Annotated in this window: 23 protein-coding genes and 1 pseudogene; 16 read left to right on the forward strand and 8 right to left on the reverse strand. The window is 72.5% G+C overall.

Annotation, left to right across the window (positions count from 1 at the left end; all coding sequences use genetic code 11):
* Nucleotides 1-146: 146 nt before the first annotated feature.
* The 3 genes from M4D82_RS18990 to M4D82_RS19000 all read left to right on the forward strand — a co-directional run bounded on the left by M4D82_RS18990 (nt 147) and on the right by M4D82_RS19000 (nt 3,767).
* Nucleotides 147-1,529 (forward strand): NsdA family TPR-like regulatory protein, encoded by a 1,383-nt coding sequence (locus M4D82_RS18990; protein WP_249767183.1) that lies wholly within the window; start codon nt 147-149, stop codon nt 1,527-1,529.
* An 82-nt stretch (nt 1,530-1,611) separates the two neighbouring features.
* Nucleotides 1,612-3,303 carry a hypothetical protein gene (locus tag M4D82_RS18995; protein WP_249767184.1) on the forward strand — a complete coding sequence of 564 codons (1,692 nt, stop codon included), beginning with the start codon at nt 1,612-1,614 and terminating at the stop codon, nt 3,301-3,303.
* Between the two features lie 140 nt (nt 3,304-3,443).
* Complete coding sequence (locus M4D82_RS19000; RefSeq protein ID WP_249767185.1) at nt 3,444-3,767, forward strand: hypothetical protein; 324 nt, start codon at nt 3,444-3,446, stop codon at nt 3,765-3,767.
* 3 nt (nt 3,768-3,770) lie between these two features.
* Here M4D82_RS19000 and M4D82_RS19005 read toward each other — a convergent pair whose 3' ends face one another.
* On the reverse strand, nt 3,771-5,159 hold the full coding sequence (locus M4D82_RS19005) for an ABC transporter substrate-binding protein (RefSeq protein ID WP_249767186.1): 1,389 nt from the start codon (nt 5,157-5,159) through the stop codon (nt 3,771-3,773).
* Nucleotides 5,160-5,354: 195 nt separating this feature from the next.
* On the opposite strand from M4D82_RS19005, the gene M4D82_RS19010 reads away from it, so the two are divergent.
* Together M4D82_RS19010 and purU are read left to right on the forward strand one after the other, a co-directional pair.
* A complete protein-coding gene (locus M4D82_RS19010; protein WP_249771944.1) occupies nt 5,355-5,801 on the forward strand; it encodes an SCO4402 family protein in 447 nt (148 codons plus the stop codon).
* Between the two features lie 28 nt (nt 5,802-5,829).
* Complete coding sequence (gene purU, locus M4D82_RS19015; RefSeq protein WP_249767187.1) at nt 5,830-6,714, forward strand: formyltetrahydrofolate deformylase; 885 nt, start codon at nt 5,830-5,832, stop codon at nt 6,712-6,714.
* Between the two features lie 51 nt (nt 6,715-6,765).
* Here purU and M4D82_RS19025 read toward each other — a convergent pair whose 3' ends face one another.
* Nucleotides 6,766-7,284 (reverse strand): EF-hand domain-containing protein, encoded by a 519-nt coding sequence (locus tag M4D82_RS19025; RefSeq protein WP_249767188.1) that lies wholly within the window; start codon nt 7,282-7,284, stop codon nt 6,766-6,768.
* A 277-nt stretch (nt 7,285-7,561) separates the two neighbouring features.
* Here M4D82_RS19025 and M4D82_RS19030 point away from each other — a divergent pair, with 277 nt between their 5' ends.
* The 3 genes and pseudogenes from M4D82_RS19030 (at nt 7,562) to M4D82_RS19040 (ending at nt 10,266) form a co-directional block, all read left to right on the forward strand.
* Nucleotides 7,562-8,212 carry a DUF5701 family protein gene (locus M4D82_RS19030; protein ID WP_249767189.1) on the forward strand — a complete coding sequence of 217 codons (651 nt, stop codon included), beginning with the start codon at nt 7,562-7,564 and terminating at the stop codon, nt 8,210-8,212.
* 260 nt (nt 8,213-8,472) lie between these two features.
* Nucleotides 8,473-9,051 carry a sigma-70 family RNA polymerase sigma factor gene (locus tag M4D82_RS19035; protein WP_249771946.1) on the forward strand — a complete coding sequence of 193 codons (579 nt, stop codon included), beginning with the start codon at nt 8,473-8,475 and terminating at the stop codon, nt 9,049-9,051.
* Nucleotides 9,048-10,266, forward strand: a pseudogene (locus tag M4D82_RS19040) (maleylpyruvate isomerase N-terminal domain-containing protein). Before M4D82_RS19035 ends, M4D82_RS19040 begins: the two are co-directional and overlap by 4 nt.
* 53 nt (nt 10,267-10,319) lie before the next feature.
* Here the strand turns inward: M4D82_RS19040 and M4D82_RS19045 are convergent.
* Nucleotides 10,320-11,888, reverse strand: a complete 1,569-nt coding sequence (locus M4D82_RS19045) for a class I adenylate-forming enzyme family protein (RefSeq protein ID WP_249767190.1) — start codon at nt 11,886-11,888, stop codon at nt 10,320-10,322.
* Nucleotides 11,889-12,060: 172 nt separating this feature from the next.
* On the opposite strand from M4D82_RS19045, the gene M4D82_RS19050 reads away from it, so the two are divergent.
* The 7 genes from M4D82_RS19050 to M4D82_RS19075 all read left to right on the forward strand — a co-directional run bounded on the left by M4D82_RS19050 (nt 12,061) and on the right by M4D82_RS19075 (nt 19,099).
* Nucleotides 12,061-13,248 (forward strand): amidohydrolase family protein, encoded by a 1,188-nt coding sequence (locus tag M4D82_RS19050; RefSeq protein ID WP_249767191.1) that lies wholly within the window; start codon nt 12,061-12,063, stop codon nt 13,246-13,248.
* Nucleotides 13,248-14,411: an acyl-CoA dehydrogenase gene (locus M4D82_RS19055; protein ID WP_249767192.1), complete on the forward strand. Its 1,164-nt coding sequence runs from the start codon at nt 13,248-13,250 to the stop codon at nt 14,409-14,411. Before M4D82_RS19050 ends, M4D82_RS19055 begins: the two co-directional genes overlap by 1 nt.
* 5 nt (nt 14,412-14,416) lie before the next feature.
* A complete protein-coding gene (locus M4D82_RS19060) occupies nt 14,417-15,349 on the forward strand; it encodes an acyl-CoA dehydrogenase family protein (RefSeq protein WP_249771948.1) in 933 nt (310 codons plus the stop codon).
* Nucleotides 15,350-15,683: 334 nt separating this feature from the next.
* A complete protein-coding gene (locus tag M4D82_RS19065) occupies nt 15,684-16,154 on the forward strand; it encodes an ATP-binding protein (RefSeq protein ID WP_249767193.1) in 471 nt (156 codons plus the stop codon).
* 424 nt (nt 16,155-16,578) lie between these two features.
* The gene (locus tag M4D82_RS34625; RefSeq protein WP_467296648.1) at nt 16,579-16,653 is read left to right on the forward strand and encodes a tryptorubin family RiPP precursor; all 75 of its coding nucleotides are present in this window, start codon (nt 16,579-16,581) and stop codon (nt 16,651-16,653) included.
* A gap of 81 nt (nt 16,654-16,734) precedes the next feature.
* Nucleotides 16,735-17,793, forward strand: a complete 1,059-nt coding sequence (locus M4D82_RS19070) for a cytochrome P450 (RefSeq protein ID WP_249767194.1) — start codon at nt 16,735-16,737, stop codon at nt 17,791-17,793.
* On the forward strand, nt 17,783-19,099 hold the full coding sequence (locus M4D82_RS19075) for a cytochrome P450 family protein (RefSeq protein WP_249767195.1): 1,317 nt from the start codon (nt 17,783-17,785) through the stop codon (nt 19,097-19,099). Before M4D82_RS19070 ends, M4D82_RS19075 begins: the two co-directional genes overlap by 11 nt.
* Here M4D82_RS19075 and M4D82_RS19080 read toward each other — a convergent pair.
* From M4D82_RS19080 to M4D82_RS19100, 5 genes are all read right to left on the reverse strand, one after another.
* On the reverse strand, nt 19,088-19,381 hold the full coding sequence (locus tag M4D82_RS19080) for a hypothetical protein (protein WP_249767196.1): 294 nt from the start codon (nt 19,379-19,381) through the stop codon (nt 19,088-19,090). The genes M4D82_RS19075 and M4D82_RS19080 overlap by 12 nt on opposite strands.
* On the reverse strand, nt 19,378-19,965 hold the full coding sequence (locus M4D82_RS19085; protein ID WP_249767197.1) for an RNA polymerase sigma factor: 588 nt from the start codon (nt 19,963-19,965) through the stop codon (nt 19,378-19,380). The genes M4D82_RS19080 and M4D82_RS19085 overlap by 4 nt, the downstream gene beginning before the upstream one ends.
* 269 nt (nt 19,966-20,234) lie before the next feature.
* Complete coding sequence (locus M4D82_RS19090; RefSeq protein WP_249767198.1) at nt 20,235-20,780, reverse strand: hypothetical protein; 546 nt, start codon at nt 20,778-20,780, stop codon at nt 20,235-20,237.
* Between the two features lie 440 nt (nt 20,781-21,220).
* The gene (locus M4D82_RS19095; RefSeq protein ID WP_249767199.1) at nt 21,221-21,979 is read right to left on the reverse strand and encodes a hypothetical protein; all 759 of its coding nucleotides are present in this window, start codon (nt 21,977-21,979) and stop codon (nt 21,221-21,223) included.
* Nucleotides 21,980-22,148: 169 nt separating this feature from the next.
* Complete coding sequence (locus M4D82_RS19100) at nt 22,149-23,075, reverse strand: cyclase family protein (protein WP_249767200.1); 927 nt, start codon at nt 23,073-23,075, stop codon at nt 22,149-22,151.
* A gap of 107 nt (nt 23,076-23,182) precedes the next feature.
* Between M4D82_RS19100 and M4D82_RS19105 the strand changes: the two genes are divergently transcribed.
* Complete coding sequence (locus M4D82_RS19105) at nt 23,183-24,094, forward strand: SDR family NAD(P)-dependent oxidoreductase (RefSeq protein ID WP_249767201.1); 912 nt, start codon at nt 23,183-23,185, stop codon at nt 24,092-24,094.
* Nucleotides 24,095-24,098: the final 4 nt, after the last annotated feature.

Below are 24,098 nucleotides of genomic sequence, written 5' to 3' on the forward strand. Positions count from 1 at the left end.
GGGCGCACCGGTGCACGTGTGGGGGCGCGTGGGAGGTCGGAGCGCGGTCCTTGGGTAGCGACACGTCGCAGAGGGGAAGATTCTCCGCACTTCAGGCGGGAAGTGATCATTCCATCGCTCCTCCCGTGGCTTCAGGGGGTTTTCAAATGGCAGCCAGGCCTCTCGTCGCCCGTCAGCCGAACGAACGGCTACAGGCGCTCATCCAGGAAGCCGGGTGCTCCAATGCCGGGCTCGCCCGGCGCGTGAACATGTGCGGGGCCGAGCACGGCCTCGATCTCCGCTACGACAAGACGTCCGTGGCCCGCTGGTTGCGCGGCCAACAGCCGCGCGGCCGGGCACCGGGGATCATCGCCGAGGCCCTCGGCCGCAAACTCGGCCGGACCGTCACCATCGACGAGATCGGCATGGCCAACGGAAAGAACCTCGCCTCCGGCGTCGGCCTGCAGTTCTCCCCGACCGTCATCGGCGCCATCGAGCAGGTCTGCGAGCTGTGGCGCAGCGACGTCGGGCGCCGCGACTTCCTGTCGGGATCGAGCGTGGCCGCCTCCGCGCTCGTCGAACCCAGCCGCGACTGGCTGATCACCGGCGCCGACCCGCAGGTGGCCCGCAGTGGCGGGGCGCGCGTGGGGATGTCCGACGTGGAGGCCGTACGGGCCACCACGCAGGCGCTCACCGAACTCGACCACCGCTTCGGCAGCGGGCACGTGCGGCCCGTGGTCGTGCACTACCTCAACTCGGTCGTCTCCGGACTGATCGGAGGCTCCTACCGGGAGCCGGTCGGGCGGGCGCTGTTCGCGGCCGTCGCCCGGCTGACGGAACTCGCCGGGTACATGGCGGTGGACACCGGTCAGCCGGGGCTCGCCCAGCGCTACTACATCCAGGCCCTACGCCTCGCCCAGGCGGCCGGCGACCGGGCGTACGGGGGCTACGTCCTCGCCGCGTCCATGAGCCACCTCGCCGCCGAACTGGGCAACCCGCGCGAGATCGCGCAGCTGGCGCGGGCCGCGCAGGAGGGCACGCGGGGGCAGGTCACCCCGCGCGTCGAGGCGATGTTTTACGCCGCCGAGGCGCGCGGGCACGCCTTGCTCGGCGACGGCCGCGCCACGGCGGTGCTGTCGGGGCGGGCGGTGACGGCACTGGAGCGGGCGGAACCGGAGTCGGGCGACGACCCGGTGTGGATCCGCCACTTCGACCAGGCCTACCTGGCGGACGAGCTCGCGCACTGCCACCGCGACCTCGGCCAGGCGGAGGCGTCGGGCCGGCGCGCGGAGGAGGCGCTGCGGGGGCTGCCCGAGACGAAGGCGCGGCGCCGGGCGATCGGACTGCTGCTGCTGGCGTCGGCGCAGGTGCAGCAGCGGGAGGTCGAACAGGCCTGTCAGACGGCGACGAAGGCCGCCGAACTGCTGGGGACGCTGCGCTCGCGGCGCGGCGTCGAGTACCTCGACGACTTCCGGGCGCGGCTGGAACCGTACCGGGAGGAGGCGGCGGTGCGGGAGTTCGGTGCGCGGCTGGAGGTTCAGCCGGCCTGACGTGTCCACGGGGTGACCGGGTAGCGTGACCCGACGGCCGCGAAGGTTCGCCGGCCGTCGGAGAAGGCGAGAGGGAGTCCCGGTGACGGAGTACGGACAAGGGGGCGTTCCCCGGCCCGGCGACGGACAACCCGGCGCCGAGCAGGGCGGGCAGCCGCCCGCGCAGCCCGGCTACGCGTACCCGCCGCCGCCCGGGTACGACCAGCAGCCGCCCGGCCCCGCGTACGGGTACCCGCCGGAGGGCCACGTCGTGGGCCCCGGCTACGAGGGCCCCGGCGCCCCCCACGGCTACGGCTACCCGCCCCTCCCGGAGGCGGTCACCCAATACATCCCCCCGATCCCGGGCTCCGAGCCCCCCACCTACGGCGCGACGCCCCTGGGTGACACGACCCCCCAGTACGGCGCGCCCCCGGCCGACGCGGCGACGCAGTACCCCCCGGCGCAGGCGGCCCATCACGAAGCGGCCACGCAGTACGTGCCGCCGGTCCAGGGCGGCCCGGCCGATGCGGCGACGCAGTACATCCCGCCGGTCCAGGGCGGCCCGGCCGATCCGGCCGCCCCGCACTTCCCTTCGGCGCAGGCGGCTCATCACGAAGCCGCCACGCAGTACATGCCGCCGGTGCCGGGTGGTCCGGCCGATGCGGCGACCCAGTACATCCCGCCGGTGCCGGGTGGCCCGGCGGACGCGGCGACGCAGTACATCCCGCCGGTGCCGGGCGGTCCGGCCGATCCGGCCGCCCCGCACTTCCCTTCGGCGCAGGCGGCTCATCACGAAGCCGCCACGCAGTACATGCCGCCGGTGCCGGGTGGCCCGGCCGATCCGGCCGCCCAGTACGACGCCGCGACCCAGTACATCCCGCCCGTGCCGGGTGGTCCGGCCGACGAGGCGACTCAGTACATCCCGCCCGTACCGGACCCCGGCGGGCCGCCCATGGCCGACGGGTTCGACGCGTTGTTCCGGGACTCCGCCCCCGGCGGGCACGTTCCGCAGCCGCGGGCCGTACGGGAGGAGCCGTCGCCGCGCCGGACGCCGCCGCCGGCGCCCCCGCAGCGCCGGGCCCAGCCGCCCCGTACGCCCCAGCCGGCGCACCCCAGCAGCAGTACGCGCCCCGCCGCCCCGCCGCCGCCCGCGCCCGCGCGGCGGATCCCGGCCGCCGTGATCGCCGCCGGGGTGTTCGGGCTGGCCGTGGCCGGGCTCGGGGTGGGCGCGCTGCTCAGCGACGGCAAGGCGCAGAACACCGACCCGGGCGCGGCGCCGGCCCCGTTGCCGTCCACCTCCGCCGGTTCGGCCGCGGCGGTCGCCGAGGGCCCGGCCGACCCGGCCCGCCCACAGGCCGTCCAGCTCGACAAGCTGCTCGCGGACAGCAACGACAGCCGGGCCGCGGTGATCAAGGCCGTGGACGACATCAAGGACTGCGACAACCTCGACCAGGCGGCGCAGGACCTGCGCGACGCCGCCCGCCAGCGCGAGGAACTCGTCACCCGGCTCCAGGAGCTGAAGGTCGACAAGCTCCCGGACCACGTGAAGCTGTCGGCCGCCCTCACGAAGGCCTGGCGCGCCTCGGCCGCCGCCGACAACAGCTACGCGGCCTGGGCCGACGACGTCGACGACAAGAACGGTTGCAAGGACGGCAAGGCCAAGTCCACGGACAACGCCTCCGACGGCAACAAGTCCAGCGGCGAGGCCACCAGGGCGAAGGAGCAGGCGGCGAAGATGTGGAACACGATCGCGGCCAAGTACGGCCTCACCCGCCGCGACCCCTCACAGCTGTGAGCATGCGTGCCGCGTTCGGGCGGCTTTTCGGGTCGCAGGGGCCCGGGTCCGTTCCGGGGCCGGCCCCGGAACCGGACTCCTCCGCGACCGGGGACGACGGGCCCACGCCCTCGGAGCACGTCGCGACGATGAGCCGCAACATGGACAGGGCCCCGGACTTCAGCCACGAGGGCATCCAGGCCCTGGGCGACCCGGTGCCGATCCACGTCGGCAACAGCGGCGACACCCTGCTGGAGCTGTGGCTGGAGCCGTTCGGCCAGGACTACTGGCTCCGGCCCGGGGAGACCTTCACGGTCACCTCGTACGGGGAACGGGACCCGGCGGCGGCCTTCGAGGTGCACCACGAGCCGGAGCGGATACAGGTGTGGGCGACCTCCTGGTTCGCCACCGTCACCTTCCCCGACGGGACCGAGGTGCCCGGTGGCCACCAGCGGCCCCGCGAGGAGTACTACGAGGAGCAGTGACGGTCACGTGGAGCGCGGGGCCTGTTCCAGGGTCGCGATCATGTCCTGGGACTGTTCGCCGGGTTGGGCGACGAGTCGGCCCGCCTGGACGATCTGGAACGTGACCTGGGCGTTGACCAGGCGCGGGAAGCCCGCCACGGCGCGCATGTCCTGGTAGCGCCAGCTCAGGTCCGGGGTGAGGCCGCCGGTCTGGACACCCTGGGACCGGTTCAGCTCACGCGCCACCTTGCGGGCGGTGATCCCCTCGCCCTTCTTGAAGTGCCGCACGACCTGGTTGAACACGCTGTACGCGATCCAGGTGGTCTGCGCCCCGCTGTCGTCGGCGTCGAGGGTGTTGTCGCCGAAGGCCTGCTCGGCGACGACCTTGCGCATCGGCTCCCACAGCGGGTCGCCGGCCACCGGGTACCAGCTGGTGACGTAGGCGCCCTCGAAGGGGCTCTCCTTGCCGCCGGTGCGGTCGACCAGGGACTGGCTGATGCTGCCGAGGACGGAGGAGATCTGCGGGCTGCTGCGCACGGTCTCGCCGGCGCGGCGGAAGGCGTCGAAGAAGGTCTCGGTGCGGGCGCCGAGGACGGCCGTCACACAGCTCTTGCCGTCCTTGGGGGCGTCCTTGGCGGCCGTCGTGTCCTTCGTCGCCGGGGCCTTGGTCACCGGGTCCTTCGTGGCCGTCGCGTCCTTCGAGGATTCCTTCGGGGCCTCCCTCGGCGGGGTGGTCCCCGGGGTGGCGAGCGCCTCGCGGGCCTGCGGCATCAGGTCCGCGGAGTCCTCGGCGGCCCGGATGTCGTTGGCCTCCGGGAGCTTGTTGGCCTTCAGACCGGCGTTCAGCAGCACCGGCATGGAGTCCCCGGCGAGCGTGTCCGGGCGGACCAGGGTCACCTGCCCGCAGACCCGCCCCAGCTGGTGGCCGGCGCCCGCGAGGAGGGCCGGCTGGCCGCCGTTGACGGGGTAGGACAGCGTGCTCTGGAACTCCTCGGGGGAGACCCCGTAGCCGCCGATGAACGGGATGCCCTCGGCCTCCAGCGGGGCCATGAAGGCGCGCCCGTGCTGGCTGTACGAGCCGATGACGGCGACGGCCTTCTCGGTGATGGCCTTGCGGGCGCAGTCGGCGGCGCCGGTCGGGGTGTTCTTCTCGTTGCAGGTCAGGACGCGGAGCTTGTGGCCGTTGATGCCACCGTTGGCGTTCACCCAGCGCTCGTAGGCCTTGGCCATGGCGGGCATGCCGGGCATGTTGGTGGCCTTCGTGTCGATGGGCGCGAAGGTCATGACCGTCAGCGTGCCGTCGGAGTCTCCCGAGCCGCCGGTCACCACCCCGCACGAGGCGGTGAGGCATACGACGGTCGCCGTGGCAAGGAAGGTGCGGGAGAAGCCCGTCGTGCGTCGCCATTTGGTCATGTCCACCGACCCTTCCGGCAGCCGGGTAACTGAAGTGTGAGGTGTTCACAACATTCGGTGACGTCCAGGTGAATTGCGGGGGGCCTCCCCGTGTGGGTGCCTGAAGATCGTTCCTTTGGGGAACGTACGATCGAAAGCGTGACATTCGCCCAAGGTTCGAAGAACTCTTCCCGCCGCGGCGGCCGCTCCTCCACCATGGGCGGCATGCCCCTCAACGACATGCCGTGGTGGCGCTGGCGCGCGAACGTGCGCTCGGCGCTGCACATGCTTTCCGACCCGGTCTTCCAGGAGCAGGTCTGGCTGACCGGCGCGGAAGGCTACGGCGACGTCACCGACGCCGTGTACCGCCTCGTCGAGGACACCTGGCTCGACAGCTGGTCCGCCGAGAAGTACGTCGGCACGATCTTCCGCGACTCCCAGGAGGCCGCCACCGTCGACGTCGCCGTGCTGCGGGTGCTGCGCATCCTGCACCAGGTCGGCCCCGACGCACCCGTCTCCGCGTACCTGGAGCACCACGCGTGGCCCGAGGCGGTCCGGGCGGCGCGCGAGGCGCACGTACGGATGGCCACGGCCGACGGGGAGGACCCGGACGCCGCGCCCACCTCCGTCGATGTCCTGAGGATCCTCACCGGCGCGGGGTGACCCTCCCGGTGTGAAAGGCTGTGGGGTCATGAGCGACCCGCACTCCGAGGCCAAGGCCCAGCAGCAGCCCCAGTACGTCCTGACCGTGTCCTGCCCCGACAAGCAGGGCATCGTGCACGCCGTGTCGAGCTACCTCTTCATGACCGGCTGCAACATCGTGGACAGCCAGCAGTTCGGAGACCGCGAGACCGGCCTGTTCTTCATGCGCGTGCACTTCGAGGCCGAGCCGGCCGTCACGCTGGAGAAGCTGCGCGCCAGCTTCGCCGCGATCGGCGACTCCTTCCGGATGGACTGGCAGATCCACCGCTCCGACGAGCGGATGCGGATCATCCTGATGGTGTCCAAGTTCGGGCACTGCCTCAACGACCTGCTGTTCCGCTCCTCGATCGGGGCCCTGCCGGTGGAGATCGCGGCGGTGGTCTCCAACCACACCGACTTCGCGGAGCTCGTCGCCTCGTACGACATCCCCTTCGAGCACATCCCGGTCACCAAGGACACGAAGGCGGAGGCCGAGCGGCGGCTGCTGGAGTTGGTGCGCGAGCAGAACGTCGAGCTCGTCGTCCTCGCGCGCTACATGCAGGTGCTCTCGGACACCCTGTGCAAGGAACTGAGCGGCCGGATCATCAACATCCACCACTCCTTCCTGCCGAGCTTCAAGGGCGCCAAGCCGTACCACCAGGCCCACGCGCGCGGTGTGAAGCTGATCGGCGCCACCGCGCACTACGTGACGGCCGACCTCGACGAGGGCCCGATCATCGAGCAGGAGGTCGAGCGCGTCGGCCACGAGGTCACGCCCGACCAGCTCGTCGCCATCGGCCGCGACGTGGAGTGCCAGGCGCTGGCCCGCGCGGTGAAGTGGCACAGCGAGCACCGCGTGCTGCTCAACGGCGCGCGCACGGTCGTCTTCGCCTGACCGCCCGGATGACGTGACGGCCCGCCCGGAGAGCCGGGCGGGCCGCGGCCGTTACGCGTCGGGGGCTTCGACCCCGCAGTACGCGGCGAAGGCGGCCAGGATCTCGTCCTCGGTGATGCGTCCGTCGCCGTCCGCGTCGAGGGCCTCCGCGACCTGCCGGGCCAACTCGGGTCGTGTGCCGAGCACGCGCAGGACACGGGCCGCGCCTTCCGGGGTGGTGCCGCGGCCGTCCTCGTCCGCCACCGCGATCACGGCCGCGAGGAACGGCCGGGCGATCTCCGCGAACCGCTGCGGGTTGTCCCGTAGCCGCTTCGCCGCGCCGGTGACGAACTCCTCGCGGGAGACCCGCTGGTCCCCGTCCACGTCGGCGATTCCGGCCATCCCCTGCCAGAACGCCTCGGCGCCGTTGAAGACGGCCTGCCCCTTGTCCGACCGTGCGGCGGTGGCGAATTCGGTCAGGACGGCCCTCGCGGCCGTACTGAAGTCCTCCCGGTCGATATAGCCGGACCCGTCCTGGTCGAAGGTGGCGAATCGGGCGGCGATCTTGCGCTCGTATTCTGCGCTGTCCATGTTCGGCGTTCCGCCTTCACGTGTGCGATGGGCTGCGATGGGGGTGCACTTCAAGACAGGCAGGAGCGTAAGGCCTACGTGGCCTGCGCGTTAAGCGAAGTGGTCGCGGAGGTGGCCGCATCGAACCCGCGCACGGGAAGCGCGACGGGGCGCGTACGCGTGTTCCCGGCGGGGAGGAACGCGCACCACCCGCCCCGGCGGCGCTGTGGCGGGAACATCCCGGCGGGCTGCTTCGTTCAATCGATCCGCCACCACGCCACCGCGACCGAGGAGTACCGTGCCCGCCACCCCTCACGCCCTGCCCCCGCTCGCCGCCCAGGCGGAGCACCTGATCGAGCTCGGGGTGCACGAACTCGCAGCGATCCCCGCCGAGGAGCTGCGCGCCTTCGCCGAGGCCGCCGGCGGCTCCCGGAGCGACGTCCTGCTCGCGGTCCACCCGGACCGGGCCCCCGCCTCCGCCCTCGCGCCGCTGCTGCGCCGCGGCGACAAGCCCGGCTTCGTCGTCGTCGACATGCCCGACGTCGACCGCTTCGCCCCGTACGGCGTCGAACTGCCCGACGCCCCCCTCTACCTCGTCACCGGCCTCGACCGCGGCGACCACATGGCCAACTGGAGCCCGGAGGAGGCACTGCCCGCCCTCACGAAGGAGAACCGCAGCCCGCTGCTGCTCACCGAGGGCCTCCACTGGGTGCTCCAGCAGCCGGCCGCCCTGGAGCGCAACCGGTGCTTCATGACGATCGGCTCCCGACTGCCCAAGCCGAACGGCGACTTCGACGCCCGCACCCCGGCCGTCTGGATCAGCAACGGCACCGGGCGCGACGGCCGCGAACGGCGCGACGCCCCCAAGGTCGGCTGGTGCTGGTGGGGCAACCGCCACACCTGGCTGGGCTTCGCCTCCGCCACGGGCCGGGACGCGGAGACGACCTAGGTCGTGTCTTGTGGATCATGCCGGGCTCGCGACGCCCGGCACCGCGCCTCGCGGCGTTGTCGTCGGTCGCCAATGCTCCGCATTGGCTCCGTCCTCCGCCTTGCGACGCACGACACCGGACGCCGCTCCCTGATCCGGCCTGATCCACAAGACACGACCTAGCACGCCGCAGGCCCCTCCAGGGTGAGGTTTCGTCAAAACGGGCGGGATTCGGTGGGTGCCGACTACATTCGACGGGTCGACACATGGCTGGGGGCACGATGGCGAAGGACGTTCCACCGCGCTGGGACCGTCGTATGCAGCAACGCCTCGCCCGCGGGGAGGCCGCCGCGCTCGGCGAGCTCTACGACCGGTTCGCATCCCTCGTCCACAGCCTCGCCCACCGGGTGTTGGGCGACGAGACGGCGGCGGACCGCATCACCCGCGAGGTCTTCGGCTACATCTGGGAGAACCCGGACGCCTACGACCCCAAGCAGGGCTCCATGCGCTCCTGGGTCGCCCGCATCACCCAGGGCCAGGCCGTCGCCCGCCTGCGCCAGGCCGAACTGGGCCGGGGCTCGCGCGAGGAACTCGAACAGAAGGTGCGCAGCGCCAACGCCGCCGCCCGCGCCGACTACATCGTCACCTCGATGCCCGCGCCCCTGCGGGCCGCCCTGGAACTGGCCTACTTCAAGCGGCGCGACTACCGCCAGGCCGCCGCCGACCTCAAGATCAGCGAGGACGAGGCGCGGCGCCGGCTGCGGCTCGGCCTCCAACTGCTGTCGACCGCCAATCTCCTGCCCCGGGAGGACAACGCGCCGCCCGGATACGGCCCCAGCGGATATGGAACGCCCCGATGACCGGCCCCTCCGAAGACCATCCCGAAGACGCGTACGAGCGGCCCCCGGCCGGTCCCGCGCGGATACCGGGTCCGCGGGCGGCCGGTGACGACCTGGACCCTCCGCCGCCGGGGCCGCCCTCGCACGCCGTGCTGAAGTCCCTGCTCGGGGCATGGGCGCTGGCCGCCTGCTCCCCCGAGGAGACCCAGGCCGTCGAGGAGCACCTCACCGAGTGCGCGCCCTGCGCCGAGGAGGCGCTGCGGCTGCGGGACGCGGTGGGCCTGCTGCACCCCGAGGAGAGCCTCGACCTGAAGCCGCTGCTGCGTTCGCGGGTGCTGGAGGACTGCCTGGGCAAGCGTCCGGCGCGGATCCCGGTGCCGGCGTGGGCGAGCCCGTACGACACGGAGACCGCGCGGCTCGACGCGCTGCTGCGCGACTTCGGCGACTCCGAGTGGCACACGCCGGTCCGGCTGAAGTGGTTCGAGGAGGAGCGGCGGCGTACGCAGCGCACGACGGTGGCGGGCGTGATCGGGCACCTGATGACGGTGGACGGGCTCGTCGCGACCGGCCCTCGGCCTGGACGACCCGCTCGGGCCGCAGGCGCCGCCGGGCGGCCCCACGGACCGTACGCGGCACTTCTGGAGCGCGCACCCGCACCCGCCCACCCGGCGGGTGCGCGAGCCGTGGCGGGAGCAGGGGCACACGTTGGTGCGTACGGTGTCCTTCGCGGGCCGGGGCGTGGCCGAACTGTCCGTGGACTACGGGCCGTTCGCGCTGCCGCTGGGGGACGCGTTCCTGGAGCGGGCCTTCGAGTGCTGGGTGCACGCCTGGGACATCGCGGACGCGGTGGACTACCCGTACGAGCAGCCTTCGGGCCCGCACCTGAACCGGATGATCGACCTCGCGGCGCGGCTGCTGCCGGGCGCGCTGGCGCAGCGGCGGCGTGCGGGGCTGGCGGCGCCCGCGCGCGGGCTGGTCGCGGCGGGCGCTCCCGGGCGCACCCTGCACCTGGAGATCGAGGGCGCGGGTGGCGGCAGCTGGGACATCGCGCTGGACTCGCCGGCGGCCAAGCCGTCGCGGGAGCACACGGTGGCGGAGGTCGCGTTGGACGGCCTGGAGTTCTGCCAGTTGGCGGCCGGCCGCATCTCGCCGGAGGAGGCCGCGGCGGGCCAGATCGGCGACCGGGAGGCGATCCGCGACGTCCTGTTCGCGGCGGCCTCCCTGAGCCGGTTGTAGTGGGCGGTTCGTAGCGGCCGGCCCTCGCGCGGTGCGGGGGCCGGTGCGGCCGGCTACGCGTACCGCTCGCGCAGGCGGTACTTGAGGACCTTGCGCAGCGCGTCGTTGCGGGGGAGCGCCTCGACGAGTTCCAGCTGTTCGGGGAGCTTGTGGGGGGCGAGCCCCCGCGCGCGCAGGTACGCGGTCACCTCGGGCAGGGTCAGCGGGGCCGCGCCCGCCGGCTGCTCCACGACGGCGCAGACGCGCTCGCCGCGCTCGGGGTCGGGCAGGCCGATGACGGCGACGTCGCCGACGGCGGGCAGCTCGTGCAGGAGGTCCTCGATCTCCTTCGCGGAGATGTTCTCGCCCTTGCGGATGATGACGTCCTTGCTGCGGCCGGTGAGGACGAGGTGGCCGTCGGCGGTGAGGTGGCCGAGGTCGCCGGTGATCAGGTAGCCGTCGGCGTCGAAGACCTCCGCCGCCGGGTCCTGGTTCAGGTAGCCCCGGCAGACGGCCTCGCCGCGCAGTCTGACCTCGCCGTCGGTGTGCGGGGGCAGGGGGGCGCCGTCGGGGGTGGTGATGCGGATCGACATGCCGACCGGGGGGCGGCCCTCGGTCGTGGCGAGGTTCTCGGGGGTGTCGTCGGGGGAACCCATCGTGATCATCGGGACTTCGGTCATGCCGTAGCCGTGGGTGAGTTGGCAGCCCAGTTCGCGCACGACGGCGTGGTAGATCTCCGGCGGCTTGGGGGCGCCGCCGCCGGCGAGCAGGCGCAGGCTGGGGATGAGCTTGGTGGCGGGGTGCTTGCGCTGTTCGGTCAGGAACATCGAGTAGAAGGCGGTGGAGCCGCCGGCGACGGTGACGCGGTGGCGGCGGTAGCCGTCGAGGGCGTCGGGCATCGCGAACTTCTCGAAGAGCACCGCCGGGAACCCGTACAGCAGCAGCATCACGGTGTAGTCGGGTCCGGCGATGTGCGCGAAGGGGAAGGCCATCGAGCCGACGTCGGACGGTGTCAGGCGCAGGGCGTCGGCGAGGCAGGAGCCGCCCGCGATCAGGGAGCGGTCGGTGTGCAGGACGCCCTTGGGGTCGGAGGTGGTGCCGGAGGTCCAGTAGATCCAGCGGACGGCCGTGCCGTCGGTGGGCGGCGCCGGCAGGACGGCCGGGTCGCCGTCGGGGAGGGAGGCGTAGGCCTCGAAGACCCCGCGCGCGCCGAGGCGGGCGGCCATGGCGGTGTGGTCGAAGCCGCGCCAGACGCCGGGGACGGCGAAGAACTCCGCCTTGGACTCGCGCAGGGCGAAGCCGACCTCGCGGTCGCGGTAGAAGGGGATGACGGGGGACTGGACGGCCCCGATCCGGGCGAGGGCCAGCGACAGCAGGACGGTCTCGATGCGGGTCGGCAGCTGCCAGGCGACGACGGTGCCGGGGCGCACGCCCATGCCGTACAGGCCGGCGGCGACGCGTTCGGCGCGCTCGCGCAGGGCGCCGAAGGTCAGCGTGCGGTCGTCGGCGGGGTCCTCGGCGGCCTCGATGAGGACGGGGACGTCGGGGGTGAGGTCGGCGCGGCGGGCGACCAGCTCCCAGAGGGTCGCGGAGCGGCTCAGCGAGCGGCTCTGCTCCGTGGCGGTGTCCGTCGTGTCCGTCATCCCAGACCTCCCGTAGGACATGGCATCGAGCATGGAGCATCGACCTGACGGTGAGTCAGATCAAGCGCAGAGCGTAGGGCGCCGGCGCTTGTCGGTCCAGGGGTGGCGGGGCTAGCTTGTTTCTGACGACCCATCAGAAAAGGTCGCATCGGGGATTGGGGATCGGGAAGCCATGGAACTGCCTCGGATCATCAGCGTCGACGACCACGTGATCGAACCCGCGCACCTCTTCGACGTCTGGCTGCCGGCCAGGTACCGCGACCGCGGACCCAAGGCGGTCACCGCCGGCATCGGCGAGCTGGAGTACGTCGGCGGCAAGTACGTCATCTCCATGGACCCCGACGGACCGCCGACCGACTGGTGGATCTACGAGGACCTCAAGTTCCCGTACAAGCGCAACATCGCCGCCGTCGGCTTCGACCGCGACGACATGACCCTGGAGGGGATCACGCGGGACGAGATGCGGCGCGGCTGCTGGGACCCCAAGGCGCGCCTGGCCGACATGGACCTCAACCACGTCGAGGCGTCCCTGTGCTTCCCGACCTTCCCGCGCTTTTGCGGGCAGACCTTCGCGGAGGCCCGGGACAAGGAGGTCGCGCTCGCCTGTGTGCGCGCGTACAACGACTGGATGGTCGAGGAGTGGTGCGGCGACAGCGGCGGCCGGCTCATCCCGCTGTGCATCATCCCGCTGTGGGACATCGACCTCGCCGTCGCCGAGATCCGCCGCAACGCCGCCCGGGGCGTGCGCGCCGTGACCTTCTCCGAGATCCCCACCCACCTCGGCCTGCCGTCCATCCACTCCGGCTACTGGGACCCCTTCTTCGCCGTCTGCCAGGAGACCGGCACCGTCGTCAACATGCACATCGGGTCCTCCTCGCAGATGCCCGCCGCCTCCCCGGACGCCCCACCCGCCGTCCAGGCCGCGCTGAGCTTCAACAACGCCATGGCCTCGATGATGGACTTCCTCTTCAGCGGGGTCCTCGTGAAGTACCCGACGCTGAAGCTCGCCTACAGCGAGGGCCAGATGGGCTGGATCCCGTACGCCCTGGAACGCGCCGACGACGTGTGGCGCGAACACCGCGCCTGGGGCGGAGTCCGGGACCTGATCCCCGAGCCGCCGTCCACGTACTACTACCGGCAGATGTTCTGCTGCTTCTTCCGCGACAAGCACGGCATCGCCTCGCTGGACGTCGTCGGCCGCGACAACGCCACCTTCGAGACCGACTACCCGCACGTCGACTCGACCTTCCCGCACACCAAGGAGGTCGCCCTCGACCATGTGAAGGGCCTCGACGACGAGACGATCCACAAGCTGATGCGCGGCAACGCCATCCGCATGCTGGGCCTGGATCTCGTCTGATGGATCTGACGTACACCGAGGAGGAACGGGAGTTCCGGGCGCGGCTGCGCGCCTGGCTCGCCGAGGTGCTCCCCGAGCTGCCCGCGAAGCCGTCGCCGGACGACTGGCCCGGCCGGCGCGCGTACGACGCCGGCTGGCAGCGCAGGCTCTACGACGCCGGCTACGCGGGTCTGCACTGGCCCGTCGACGCCGGCGGGCGGGGGGCCACCCCGACCCAGCACCTGATCTTCCTGGAGGAGACGGAGCGCGCGGGAGCCCCGTACGTCGGCGCGAACTTCGTCGGCCTGCTGCACGCCGGCCCGACCATCGCCGCCGAGGGCACGGCCGCCCAGCGCGCCCGCTGGCTGCCGCCCGTCCTGCGCGGTGACGAGGTGTGGTGCCAGGGCTTCAGCGAACCGGACGCCGGCTCCGACCTGGCCGCGCTGCGCACGCGCGCGGTGCGCGACGGCGACGACTACGTGATCACCGGCTCCAAGATCTGGACCTCGCACGCCGAGGTCGCCGACTGGTGCGAGCTGCTGGTGCGGACGAGCCCCGTCGACGCGCAGACCGACCGGCATCGGGGGATCTCCTGGCTGGCCATGCCCATGGACGCGCCGGGGGTGACGGTCCGGCCCCTGCGCACGCTCGCCGGGTCGACGGAGTTCGCGGAGGTCTTCCTCGACGAGGTGCGGGTCCCCGTGGCCAACCGCGTCGGGGAGGAGAACGACGGCTGGCGCGTCACGATGGTCACCCTGTCCTTCGAGCGCGGCACGGCCTTCGTGGGCGAGGTCGTCGCCTGCCGCCGCACCCTGGGCGCGCTCGCCCGTACCGCGAAGGCCGACGGCCGCTGGGACGACCCCGTGCTGCGCCGTCGGCTGGGGCGGCTGTCGGCGGAGTTCGGGGCGCTGTGGCGCCTCACGCAGTGGAACGTCAGCGAGGCGCAGGCCTCGGGCGGCGTCCCCGGCATCGGGGGCAGCGTCTTCAAGCTGGCGTACTCGCACGCGCGCCAGGAGCTGTACGAGGTGGCCGCCGAGGTGCTGGGCGTGCGGTCGCTGTCCCTGGACGAGGAGTGGACCCTGGACCGGCTTTCGTCCCTCTCGTACACGATCGCGGCGGGCACCTCCCAGATCCAGCGCAACATCGTCGCCGAGCGGATCCTCGGCCTCCCGAAGGGGCGGTGAGCGGAATGGACTTCCAGCCGACGCGTGACCAGCGCGACCTGCGGGCGGGCGTACGGGACCTGCTGGCCGCCCGCTTCGGGCGCGAGGCGCTCCGGGCGGCCGTGGACGGCGGCGGGCACGGCGGCGGGCCGGCGGTCGACCGGAAGCTGTGGCGGGAGCTGGGCGAGGCGGGGTTCTTCGCGCTGCGGCTCCCGGAGTCCGAGGGCGGCGTCGGGCTCGGCCTGCCGGAGGCGGTGCTCGTCTTCGAGGAGGCCGGGCGGGCGCTGTTGCCGGGGCCGTTGGTGGCGACGCACCTGGCGGCGGGGCGGATCCCGGGCGCGGCGTCGGGGACGACGGTGGTCACGGCGTACGACCTGGACGGGCCGCTGGTCGCCCATCTCGGCGAGGCGGACGCGGTGCTCGGTGTGGAGGGCGTGCCGGCGGGCGATCCGGTCCGCTCGGCGGACCCGCTGACGCCGCTGTACGAGGTCGCTTCGGCTTCGGGGGCCGCCGTCGCGGCCGACGACCGGGACACGGGCGCGCTGCTGACGGCGGCCCTCCAGGTCGGCAGCGCGCTGCGGACGCTGGAGCTGGCCGTGCGGTACGCGGGCGAGCGGGAGCAGTTCGGGCGGCCGATCGGGGCGTTCCAGGCCGTCAAGCACCTGTGCGCGGGGATGCTGGTCCGGGCCGAGGTGGCCCGTACGGCGGTGTACGCGGCGGCGGTGACGCGGGACGCGGCGGAGATCGCGGCGGCCAAGCTCCTGGCGGACGAGGCGGCCGTGGAGGGCGCCCGGGACTGCCTCCAGGTACACGGCGGCATGGGCTTCACCTGGGAGGCGGACGTGCACCTGCACCTGAAGCGGGCGTGGGTACGGGCCCGGCAGTGGCGCACGGCGCCGGAGGCGGAGGAACTGCTGGCGGCGGAACTGCTGGGGGCGCGGGCGCTGGGGATTCGGTAGCGGCGTGTCACCGGGGGAAGCCCGGCAGGGGCACGGCAAGGACGGCGCGGGACGCATGTCCGATTACAGAGAGTTGATATCGGTTTGTGTCCTGCCCGCTCGCCGATCCGGGCCGGAGGCGGGGGCCTGCTCCGGTACGCTCCCACGAATGCGAGCGGTTGAGCGGCGCGAGCGCCGCACAGTATGCACCACGCCTACTCCTTCGCGCTGGAATATGCCCGAAGCGCTTGTTGTGGTGACTGTATGTCAACCATGCTGCTCGGCACGGGGGTCACAGTCGGTGATCCCATCCTGTCGCGAGGCGAAGTGTCCGCCGGTTCGGATGGTGTGAGCGGTGCAGGTGCTTCAGGTGCAACTGGAGGTAGGACCGGATCCCGCCGAGGTCGGCCGGGCCCGCCGGTGGGCCCGGTCCAGGCTGGCGGGGTCCGGCGTGGGGGAGGACGAGCCGCTCGCGGAGACGCTCATCCTGCTGATCTCCGAGCTGGTCACGAACGCGGTCGTGCACACGGGCTGTCCGGCCGTGCTGCGGATGCTGTTCGGTGGGCCGGGGGTGCGGGTCGAGGTCGCGGACGCGAGCGACCGGGCGCCGGCCCGCCGGCAGGCCGCCGGGGACGACACGGGCGGTCGCGGACTGGAGTTGGTGGACGGACTCGCGGACCGGTGGGGGTGGCAGCGCGAGGGCGCGGGCAAGCGGATCTGGTGCGAGATCGACCGTCCCGAGGCGGGCCCGACGGCCCCGGTGGCCGTGGCGGCGCGCCCGGAGGAAAATTTTGCCCGTCGCCGGGAACCGCGCGTGTACCTCTAACGAGGTGTTGACGGTTCGTCACGTGTTGATCACCCTGGTGGTGAGCGATTCGTCGCGAGGGGACGCCAAGGGTCCTGTGCCTTGACGAGTGCGGGTCGTGGGGTGGCGGCTGCCGTGCCGCGCTCGGGGTGTGCACGAACGCACGCCGCCACCCGTAGGTCCCCCGCCGCGCCTTTCCGCTCCAGCATGCCGCCTTCGGCCGGAAATCGGGCTGTGGCGGTGGCCGGAAAGGGCTTTGGAGGTCGAGACATAAAGATTCAGGCCCCATTGATCGGGGGCGAGTTCGGTGTCTATGGTGGCCGCGCATTCGCAACCGGGTGGTGTCGGGGCGTTCTTCCCGCAGGAGGAGTGAATTCCGGTGCCGCCCGCTGTTTCCGATAACGCGGCCACGAGCCGCCCAGGGGAAAGGGGTACCGCGATGAAGATGTTGTTCGCCATCCGCCACGCTGTTTCCGGTCGGCAGAGCCTCAAGAAGAGTGCCTGGTACATCTGGTACTAGACCGGCACGGCCGCTCCGGTCGCGTGGGCGGCCGGGGCGGCGTCGACGGACCTCATCCGCACCGGAGTCCCGGAGTCCCGCATGTCCCTCTCCTCCCTCCCGGCCGTGCGGACCACCGCGTTCGCGCCCCGGATGGCCGCCCTGCTGCGCGAGCACACCGGCAAGGAAGCGTTCCGGCTCGAAGCCGACACCGTCGGCGTCGCCGGCCACGAGCTGGCCGACCGGATCCTCGCCGCCCGTCGGGCGACCGAGACCGAACGGCCCACCTTCAAGCCGCTGCACGGCCGCTCGATCGGACGCGGCGAGGCCGCCTCGCTGATGCGCGTCATCGGCCGGGACGTACGCGAAGCCCTGGAAAGGGGACGGCCGAAGGAATCGGAACTCGCCGGTTCCTGGCCGCACACCGGGCATTACTTCCTGCGCGACCTCATTCTCGGAAGCGACCCGCGACGGCTGCGCATTCTGATGAGTCGCAATCTCGAACTCACCCCGATACTCACCTGGTCCGTCATCGCGGCGGGCGCGGCGATTCCGCGCCGGAAGAGGCCGCAGCGAAACGCAAGCGGAATCTCCGCGCTGCTCGCGGAAGCGGGCGGGTACCAAGACCGACGTCACGCGATGGGCATGTACCGGAGGACGGCCGCCCCGGTCTGCTTCACCGTCTCCACCCTCGTCGCGAACGCGCTCTGGCTCGGCGCCCCCTTCGCCGACGGCGTCCCGAACCGGCACCTCATCCACGAGTCCGCGCGGCTGCTGCCCCCGTCCTGGAACATCCTGCGCCTGGCCTCGCCCGAGTACCCGGCCCTCGACGCGCGGATCGGCGCGCGGGACGACGTACTCGTCCTGCCGCTGCTGTCGCACCGCGACCCGGCGCTGTGGGACGAACCCGACGTGTTCCTGCCCGAGCGGTGGGAGCACCTCGACCCCGACACCGCGCCCGGCTACCTGCCCTTCGGGCACGCCTCGGAGCGCTGCTGGGGCCGGCACCTGGTGATGCCGCTGGCGGAGCTGCTGCTCGACCTGGTCAAGGAAGCCGGGCTGGAGGTCGACCCCGCGCAGCGCAGGGCGAAGGTGCCGGTGGTCGGGCTGCTCGGCGTGGAGGACGTACGGCTGGTGCGCGGGGGGCGTCGTGTCCTCTGAGGCCGGGGCGGACGGGGCCGGGGCGGACCAGGTGGCGCCGTACGCGGCCGCGCCGTACGAGGTCGCGCCCGACGGGTTCTTTCAGGACCCCCACCCCGTCTACCGCGCTTGGCGGGAGCGCGCCGGTGGGGTGCACCGGGTGCTGATTCCCGGGGAGATCCCGTTGGAGGGGTGGGCGGTGACCGGGCACGCCGCGTGCCGGGCCGCGCTGGCCGACCCCCGGCTCGCGAAGAACGCCGCGACGGAGGCGTTCGCCGCCCGGCCCGGCGGGGGTGGCCCCGGCCCCGGCCCCGGGCGGGCGCTGACCGCGCACATGCTGAACTCCGATCCACCCCGGCACACCCGCCTGCGCGCCCTGGTCCAACGGGCGTTCACCGCGCGGCGGGTGGCCGCGCTGCGGCCGGTGATCGAGGGGCACGTGGAGCGGCTGCTCGATGGGTTGGAGGGGTTGGAGGGGTTGGAGGGGCTGGACGGGCTCGGCGCGTCGGGTGCGGTGGACCTCGTAGCGGGCTTCGCGATCCCCCTGCCGCTCGCCGTGATCTTCGACCTGCTCGGCGCGGACGCCTCCGACGGGGCCGGGGACGTCCTGGCCGCGTGGGCCGCGCAACTCTCCGGGGAGGAGGGCGACGGCGAGGTCTCCCCGGAGACGGCGATGGCGATGGCCGGCCACATCTCAGCGTTGCTCGCGCACAAGCGCGCCCACCCCGGCGACGACCTGCTGACGGAGCTGGTCGCCGCCCGCGACGACGGGGACCGGCTGAGCGAGCAGGAGATCACCTCGATGGCGTTCCTGCTGGTGGTGGCCGGCCACCAGACCACCGCCAATCTGATCGCGAACGCCGTCCACGCGCTGCTGACCCACCCCGACCGCCTCGCCGCACTCCGCGCCGACCCCTCCCTGACGGGGCCGCTGATCGAGGAAGTGCTGCGGTACGAGAGCCCGTTCGCGGTCGCCACGATCCGCTACGCCACCGAGCCCGTCCCCCTCGGCGGGGTCACGATCCCGGCCGGTGACTTCGTGCAGATCGGCCTGCTCTCCGCCAACCGGGACCCGGCCGTCTTCGCCGACCCGGACCGCTTCGACCCCGACCGCTTCCACCCGGCCCGCCCTGATGCCGGGGCGCACCTGGCGTTCGGGCACGGCGTCCACCACTGCCTCGGCGCCCCCCTGGCCCGCCTCCAGGCCCGTATCGCCGTCGACGCCCTCCTGCGCCGCCACCCGCGCATGACCCTGACCGCCGCCCCCCACTGGCGGCACAACCCCCGCCACCGCGGCCCCCGTGCGCTGCGCGTGCTACTGGGGTGAGCGCGGTGGGGCGCCGGCGACCGCGAGGGTGCAGACGCCGTCCTCGTCGCACCGGCGTTCCAGCCGGCCGCGGGAGATGGTCTGCGCGAGGCCGACCATCCAGCAGGTGGGGCAGCCGCGGAAGGCGATCAGGGCCAACGGGGCCGCCAGCAGGCTGACCGGGCCGACGACGGGTACCAGGGCGATCGAGCCGATGATCAGCCCGAAGCCGATGGCGCCGCGCGCCAGGTGGCGCGGGACGGATGAGCTGGCGAAGTTCATCGCGGGCTGGGTGGTCTTCATGGGTGTGAGCCCCCTCCGGCTCGTGGGTCGATTGGCTGTTCGGGCGCCGCCAGCGCGTCGCGCAGTGCCGTGCGTGCCCTGTGCAGGCGGGACTTCATCGCGGCGGTGCTGAGGCCGAGCGCGTGGGCGACGGTCCTGCCCGGCAGGCCCTGTACGTCCCGCATGATCAGGACCTGCCGCTGGTCGCGGGGAAGGGCGCTGACGGCCGCCGCGATCCGCTCCGCCTCCAGCCGGCGCAGTACCGCGTCCTCGGCGGACGGTTCCGCGCTCGTCTCCGGTTCGGCCGAGGCCTCGTCGCTCCGCGATACGAGGAGCCGTACCTGCCGGAGGCATTCGTTGCGGACGATCCGGAACATCCACGAGGCGAGCGCGCCGGTGGTCCGCAGGGTGCCGATCTTCCGGTAGAGGATGATCAGCGCCTCCTGTGCGGCGTCCTCCGCGTCCTGCGGCGTGGAGCACAGGGACAGGGCGAACTTGCGCACATGGGGCTGCGATTCCATGACGACGGTGGTGAGCGAGGTGACGTCGCCGTCCTGCGCGGCCTTGATCAGCCGCTCGTCCGGCCAGGGGAAGCGTGGGTTCATGGGCTACGGGTCAGCCTCGGCTCTTGTAGCGCCGCAACAGGTGCCAACTGCACGCGCCCACGAGCAGGGCGCCGATCGCTACGAGGACGGTGACCATCATGGATGTTTCCTCCCGGTTCTGGCCGGCCCGTTCGGCCGGTACACAGACAAGAGGGCGGCAGGCCCCGAAAGGATTCACCCGCACGCGAGGATGCCCCCGGCCCGGGGAGTGGGGGCGGGGGCACCGTTCGAAGGGTCAGGCGGTCAGATGGCCGTTCGGGGGGTCGGCGTCAGCAGGGGCGGATGTGGTGGACGGGCGTCCAGGAGGCCGTGCCGGTGTCCTTGGCGACGTTGGACCAGCGTTCGCTGCCGTCCAGGTTGTAGAAGCGGGCCCGGGTGCCGGAGGTCTGGTTGTTGTTGAAGGTGCCGTCGCCGATGCCGCCGAAGTCGTAGTAGCCGCACCGGTAGTAGTCGTAGTTGACGCCGCGCCCGTCGGTGATGCACAGGTGGCCGTGGTTGCAGGCCAGGGCCGTGTCGGGGGAGGCCAGGTCGCGGGTTTCGGTGCGGCCCGGGACGGCGAGGGTCATGCTGCCGCCGGCGGTGGTGAGTTTGTTCGCGGAGACCTGGCGGGCCTGGGGGTCCTTCGCGAGGACGGCGTCGACCTCCCGCTGGAGCTGTCCGGCCTGGCGGTCGGTGAGTCCGGCGGCCCGCGCCTGTTCGGCATAGGCGATCTGCTGGTCGGTCGGGGTGGCGGTCGAGGCCTGGGCGGACAGGACGGGGCCCGCGACCAGGGCCGCGCTCGCGGCCAGGATCGCCAGGGTCTTACGCGCTGACATGTGGTTCCCCTCTACTTCGGCGACCGGAGGGCCGACCGTCTCGACGGGCGGCCCGGGTGTCGCGGACCATCCTTTCGAAGGCGGAGCGGCCCATGAAGGGCGGAATCGGTCGTGATGAGGCTTTCTTGCGCTTACCACCCATATCGCCTGGCCCCAACCGCCCCTCCCGTCTCGCACGTCTGTGCGTGCGCCTCGGTGTAAGGGGCAACGGCCCCGCCCACCTGGCGTGCACGTTCACCCACCCTGCCCCTCCCCACCGCCCCCACCCCACCCGAGTGGCGCGAAACAGGGCGAACGGGTCAGGAGGCCGCGACGGTCCCCGTGCGGGGGATGGCCGGCAGCACGCCGCCGAGGTCCACTCCGACCCGGCACCCTGTCGGCCCTGACGACGGACCACGACGCCGACTGCGGCCCCGGGCCCGATCCCGCCTTGGGGCGGGTCAGGACTTCGACCAGACGATGAGTTTGCCGCTGACCACCGGGAGGCGGGGGTCCTCGTTCTCGTCGTCGAAGAGGGCCATCGCCACGCTGCCCTTGTCGGTGACGGCGCAGACGGCCGCCCCCTTCGTCAGGCCGCGGCTCGTCCAGCGGCCGTTTCCCGCCTTCACGGGCCCGAAGCCGGTTCCGGCGGCGGCCCGGCACTCTTCGAACGACTGGGGGCGACCCGGTCGGATCACCCCCACCTGCCGGCCGGTCACCGATCGCAGTTCCATGGCGTACGGGACGTCTCCGGTGGAGCACAAGGTCGCGTCGGGCCGGTACTCCAGCTCGATGGTCTGCGTCTGAGTCGCGCTGGGGTCGTCTCCGACGTCCACCTTCACGGTGGTGGACACCCCGGCGTCGAGGTCGACCAGCAGGGTCTCGCCGCATGCCGGCGGGGCGATGCCCCACCTGCCCTCCTGGACCTGGTAGCCGGCGGGGGCCGTCAGGTCCTGGGGGCCGGGTGCGGCCGGGGTGCCGGTGGACGGTGAGGGGGCGCCGGGGAGCGGTTTGACGGCCGAACGGGAAGGGGGAGGGGAAGGGGAGGCGGGCGGGGTTGACGGGGTGGTCACCGGCGGGTGGGCGGCGCGGGGCGGGGTGTCGGGCTTGTTCGCGGTGGCCAGGAGGGTGACCACCGTGCCCATGACCGGGATGACGATGCCGATCACCCACCACGCCCAGCGCGGCGGGTGTCCGGTGGGAGCGGGCGGCGTCGGCATCGGTGGCGCCGTCGGCATGGGTGGAAGGGGTGGGAGGGGTGGGATGGGTGGGCTGGGTGGAATGCTGCCCGGCTCCGGCGACGCCCCCGTACTGCTGTCCCTCACGTGCCAACTCCCCTTCAGGTCAACGGATGTGCCGACCTTATCGACGGGGGGAGGGGGTGTGGGCTCAGAGGATCGCCACCGGGGCTACCGGGGTGCCGGTGGCGCCTACGAAGGGTTCCGGCATCGCCGAGAGGAGGAAGGAGTGGCGGGCGGCTTCCGCACAGGCTGTGGACAGGGCTTCGAGGTTCCAGTTCTGGCCCTGGTGCATGCCCATTTCGACCAGGTCGAGGGCGTGGACCGGCAGCCACAGGTTCTCGATCTCCGGCGGGAAGATCTCGAAGGTCAGGGTGTCGTTCGCGACCGCCGCCACGTCGCGGGCGTGGAACCACTCCGGGGTGCGGACCGACAGGCCCGGGGACGGGAAGCCGTAGCCGTGCTTGTCGCCCGCCAGGTAGACCTGCATCTGGCCCGTGCGGACCAGGACGATGTCCCCGGACCGGACCGTGACCCGGCCGAACTCCTCGGCCTCGGCCAGGTCCTCCGGGGTGACCGCGTGGTCGCCGGGGAGGCGGTCCAGGCCTTTGGCGCGGGCCACGTCCAGCAGGACGCCCCGCGACACGATGGGCGCGGCCTTGTCGATGCCGCTGAATTCCGAGCGGGAGTGCGCCGTGATGGTGGAGGCCGGGCGGCCGTTGTAGATGCGGCCCGAGTGCGAGACGTGCGTCAGGGCGTCCCAGTGGGTGGCCGACTGGAGGCCCATCGTCACCGCGTCGTCGCTGCACGCCACCGTGCCGGGCCCGAAGATCTCCTGGTTGATCTGCACCATCGTGTGCAGCGGGTTGATCCGGCCGGGGATCAGCCCCGCCTGCACCCCGTCCTCCTTCAGGGGGAGCGCCAGGGGGATCCGGCGGCCCGTGCGGATCTCCGCGGCGGCCGAACGCACCACCTCGTCGGTGATCAGGTTCAGGGTCCCGATCTCGTCGTCGGCGCCCCAGCGGCCCCAGTTGTTGATCCGCTTCGCGATGTCGTGGAACTCGGGAGGGAGGGTCACCGGCCATCAGCTCCTTGGGCAAGTAAGGGCAACCAGGTCTTGTGTCAGGGCATCCGACTGGTCATAGAATCTAACGGACCGTCAGAAAATGCGGGAAGGGGCCGGACGTGGGGAACTTCTTGGCAGGCAAGGTCGTCGCCGTCACCGGCGCCGGCCGGGGCATCGGGCGGGCGGTGGCACTCGCCGCCGCCGCCGAGGGAGCCAAGGTCGTCGTCAACGACTACGGCGTGGGGATGGAGGGCAACGAGCCCAGCAGCGAGATCGCCGACGGTGTGGTGAAGGAGATCCTCGCGGCCGGCGGGCAGGCCGTCGCCGTCGCCGACGACATCTCCACCATGGCCGGCGGCCAACGCGTCGTCGACACCGCCCTCGCGCGCTACGGACGCGTCGACGGCGTCGTCTGCGTCGCCGGCATCCTGCGCGAACGCATGCTCTTCAACATGTCCGAGGAGGAATGGGACCCGGTCCTCGCCACCCACCTCAAGGGCACCTTCACCGTCTTCCGCGCCGCCTCCGCCGTCATGCGCCGCCAGGGCGGCGGCACCCTCATCGGCTTCACCAGCGGCAACCACACCGGCTCCGTCGCCCAGGCCAACTACAGCGCCGCCAAGGGCGGGATCATCTCCCTGGTCCGCAGCGCCGCCCTGGGCCTGCACAAATACGGGGTCACCGCCAACGCCGTCGCGCCGGTCGCCCGTACCCGCATGTCCGCCAACGTGCCGATGGAGCTCAAGGAGATCGGCGAGCCGGAGGACGTCGCCGCGCTCGTGACCTACCTGCTCAGCGACCGCGCCCACGCCGAGGGCATCACCGGGCAGGTCTACACGATCGCCGGACCCAAGATCGCCGTCTGGGCGCAACCCCGCGAACTGCGCGCCGGCTACGCCGAAGGCTCCTGGACCCCCGAGAAGATCGCCGACTTCCTCCCCGGCACCGTCGGCACCGACCCGATGCCGATGCTCGACCGGCTGGAGGCCATGGCCAAGGCGGCGGCCGCCAAGGACCGCCCCAACGCGTAAGGGG

It is taken from the genome of Streptomyces sp. RerS4 (assembly GCF_023515955.1).
Lineage (GTDB): Bacteria > Actinomycetota > Actinomycetes > Streptomycetales > Streptomycetaceae > Streptomyces.

Coding starts and splice junctions, on each gene's coding strand:
- M4D82_RS19095 (WP_249767199.1), bottom strand. CDS start 21,979: ATGCCGACGCCGCCCGCTCCCACCGGACACCCGCCGCGCTGGGCGTGG.
- M4D82_RS19010 (WP_249771944.1), top strand. CDS start 5,355: ATGGGCGGCATGCCCCTCAACGACATGCCGTGGTGGCGCTGGCGCGCG.
- purU (WP_249767187.1), top strand. CDS start 5,830: ATGAGCGACCCGCACTCCGAGGCCAAGGCCCAGCAGCAGCCCCAGTAC.
- M4D82_RS19085 (WP_249767197.1), bottom strand. CDS start 19,965: ATGAACCCACGCTTCCCCTGGCCGGACGAGCGGCTGATCAAGGCCGCG.
- M4D82_RS19090 (WP_249767198.1), bottom strand. CDS start 20,780: ATGTCAGCGCGTAAGACCCTGGCGATCCTGGCCGCGAGCGCGGCCCTG.
- M4D82_RS19025 (WP_249767188.1), bottom strand. CDS start 7,284: ATGGACAGCGCAGAATACGAGCGCAAGATCGCCGCCCGATTCGCCACC.
- M4D82_RS19005 (WP_249767186.1), bottom strand. CDS start 5,159: ATGACCAAATGGCGACGCACGACGGGCTTCTCCCGCACCTTCCTTGCC.
- M4D82_RS19080 (WP_249767196.1), bottom strand. CDS start 19,381: ATGAAGACCACCCAGCCCGCGATGAACTTCGCCAGCTCATCCGTCCCG.
- M4D82_RS18990 (WP_249767183.1), top strand. CDS start 147: ATGGCAGCCAGGCCTCTCGTCGCCCGTCAGCCGAACGAACGGCTACAG.
- M4D82_RS19035 (WP_249771946.1), top strand. CDS start 8,473: ATGGCGAAGGACGTTCCACCGCGCTGGGACCGTCGTATGCAGCAACGC.
- M4D82_RS19000 (WP_249767185.1), top strand. CDS start 3,444: ATGGACAGGGCCCCGGACTTCAGCCACGAGGGCATCCAGGCCCTGGGC.
- M4D82_RS19055 (WP_249767192.1), top strand. CDS start 13,248: ATGGATCTGACGTACACCGAGGAGGAACGGGAGTTCCGGGCGCGGCTG.
- M4D82_RS19070 (WP_249767194.1), top strand. CDS start 16,735: ATGTCCCTCTCCTCCCTCCCGGCCGTGCGGACCACCGCGTTCGCGCCC.
- M4D82_RS19060 (WP_249771948.1), top strand. CDS start 14,417: ATGGACTTCCAGCCGACGCGTGACCAGCGCGACCTGCGGGCGGGCGTA.
- M4D82_RS19050 (WP_249767191.1), top strand. CDS start 12,061: ATGGAACTGCCTCGGATCATCAGCGTCGACGACCACGTGATCGAACCC.
- M4D82_RS19045 (WP_249767190.1), bottom strand. CDS start 11,888: ATGACGGACACGACGGACACCGCCACGGAGCAGAGCCGCTCGCTGAGC.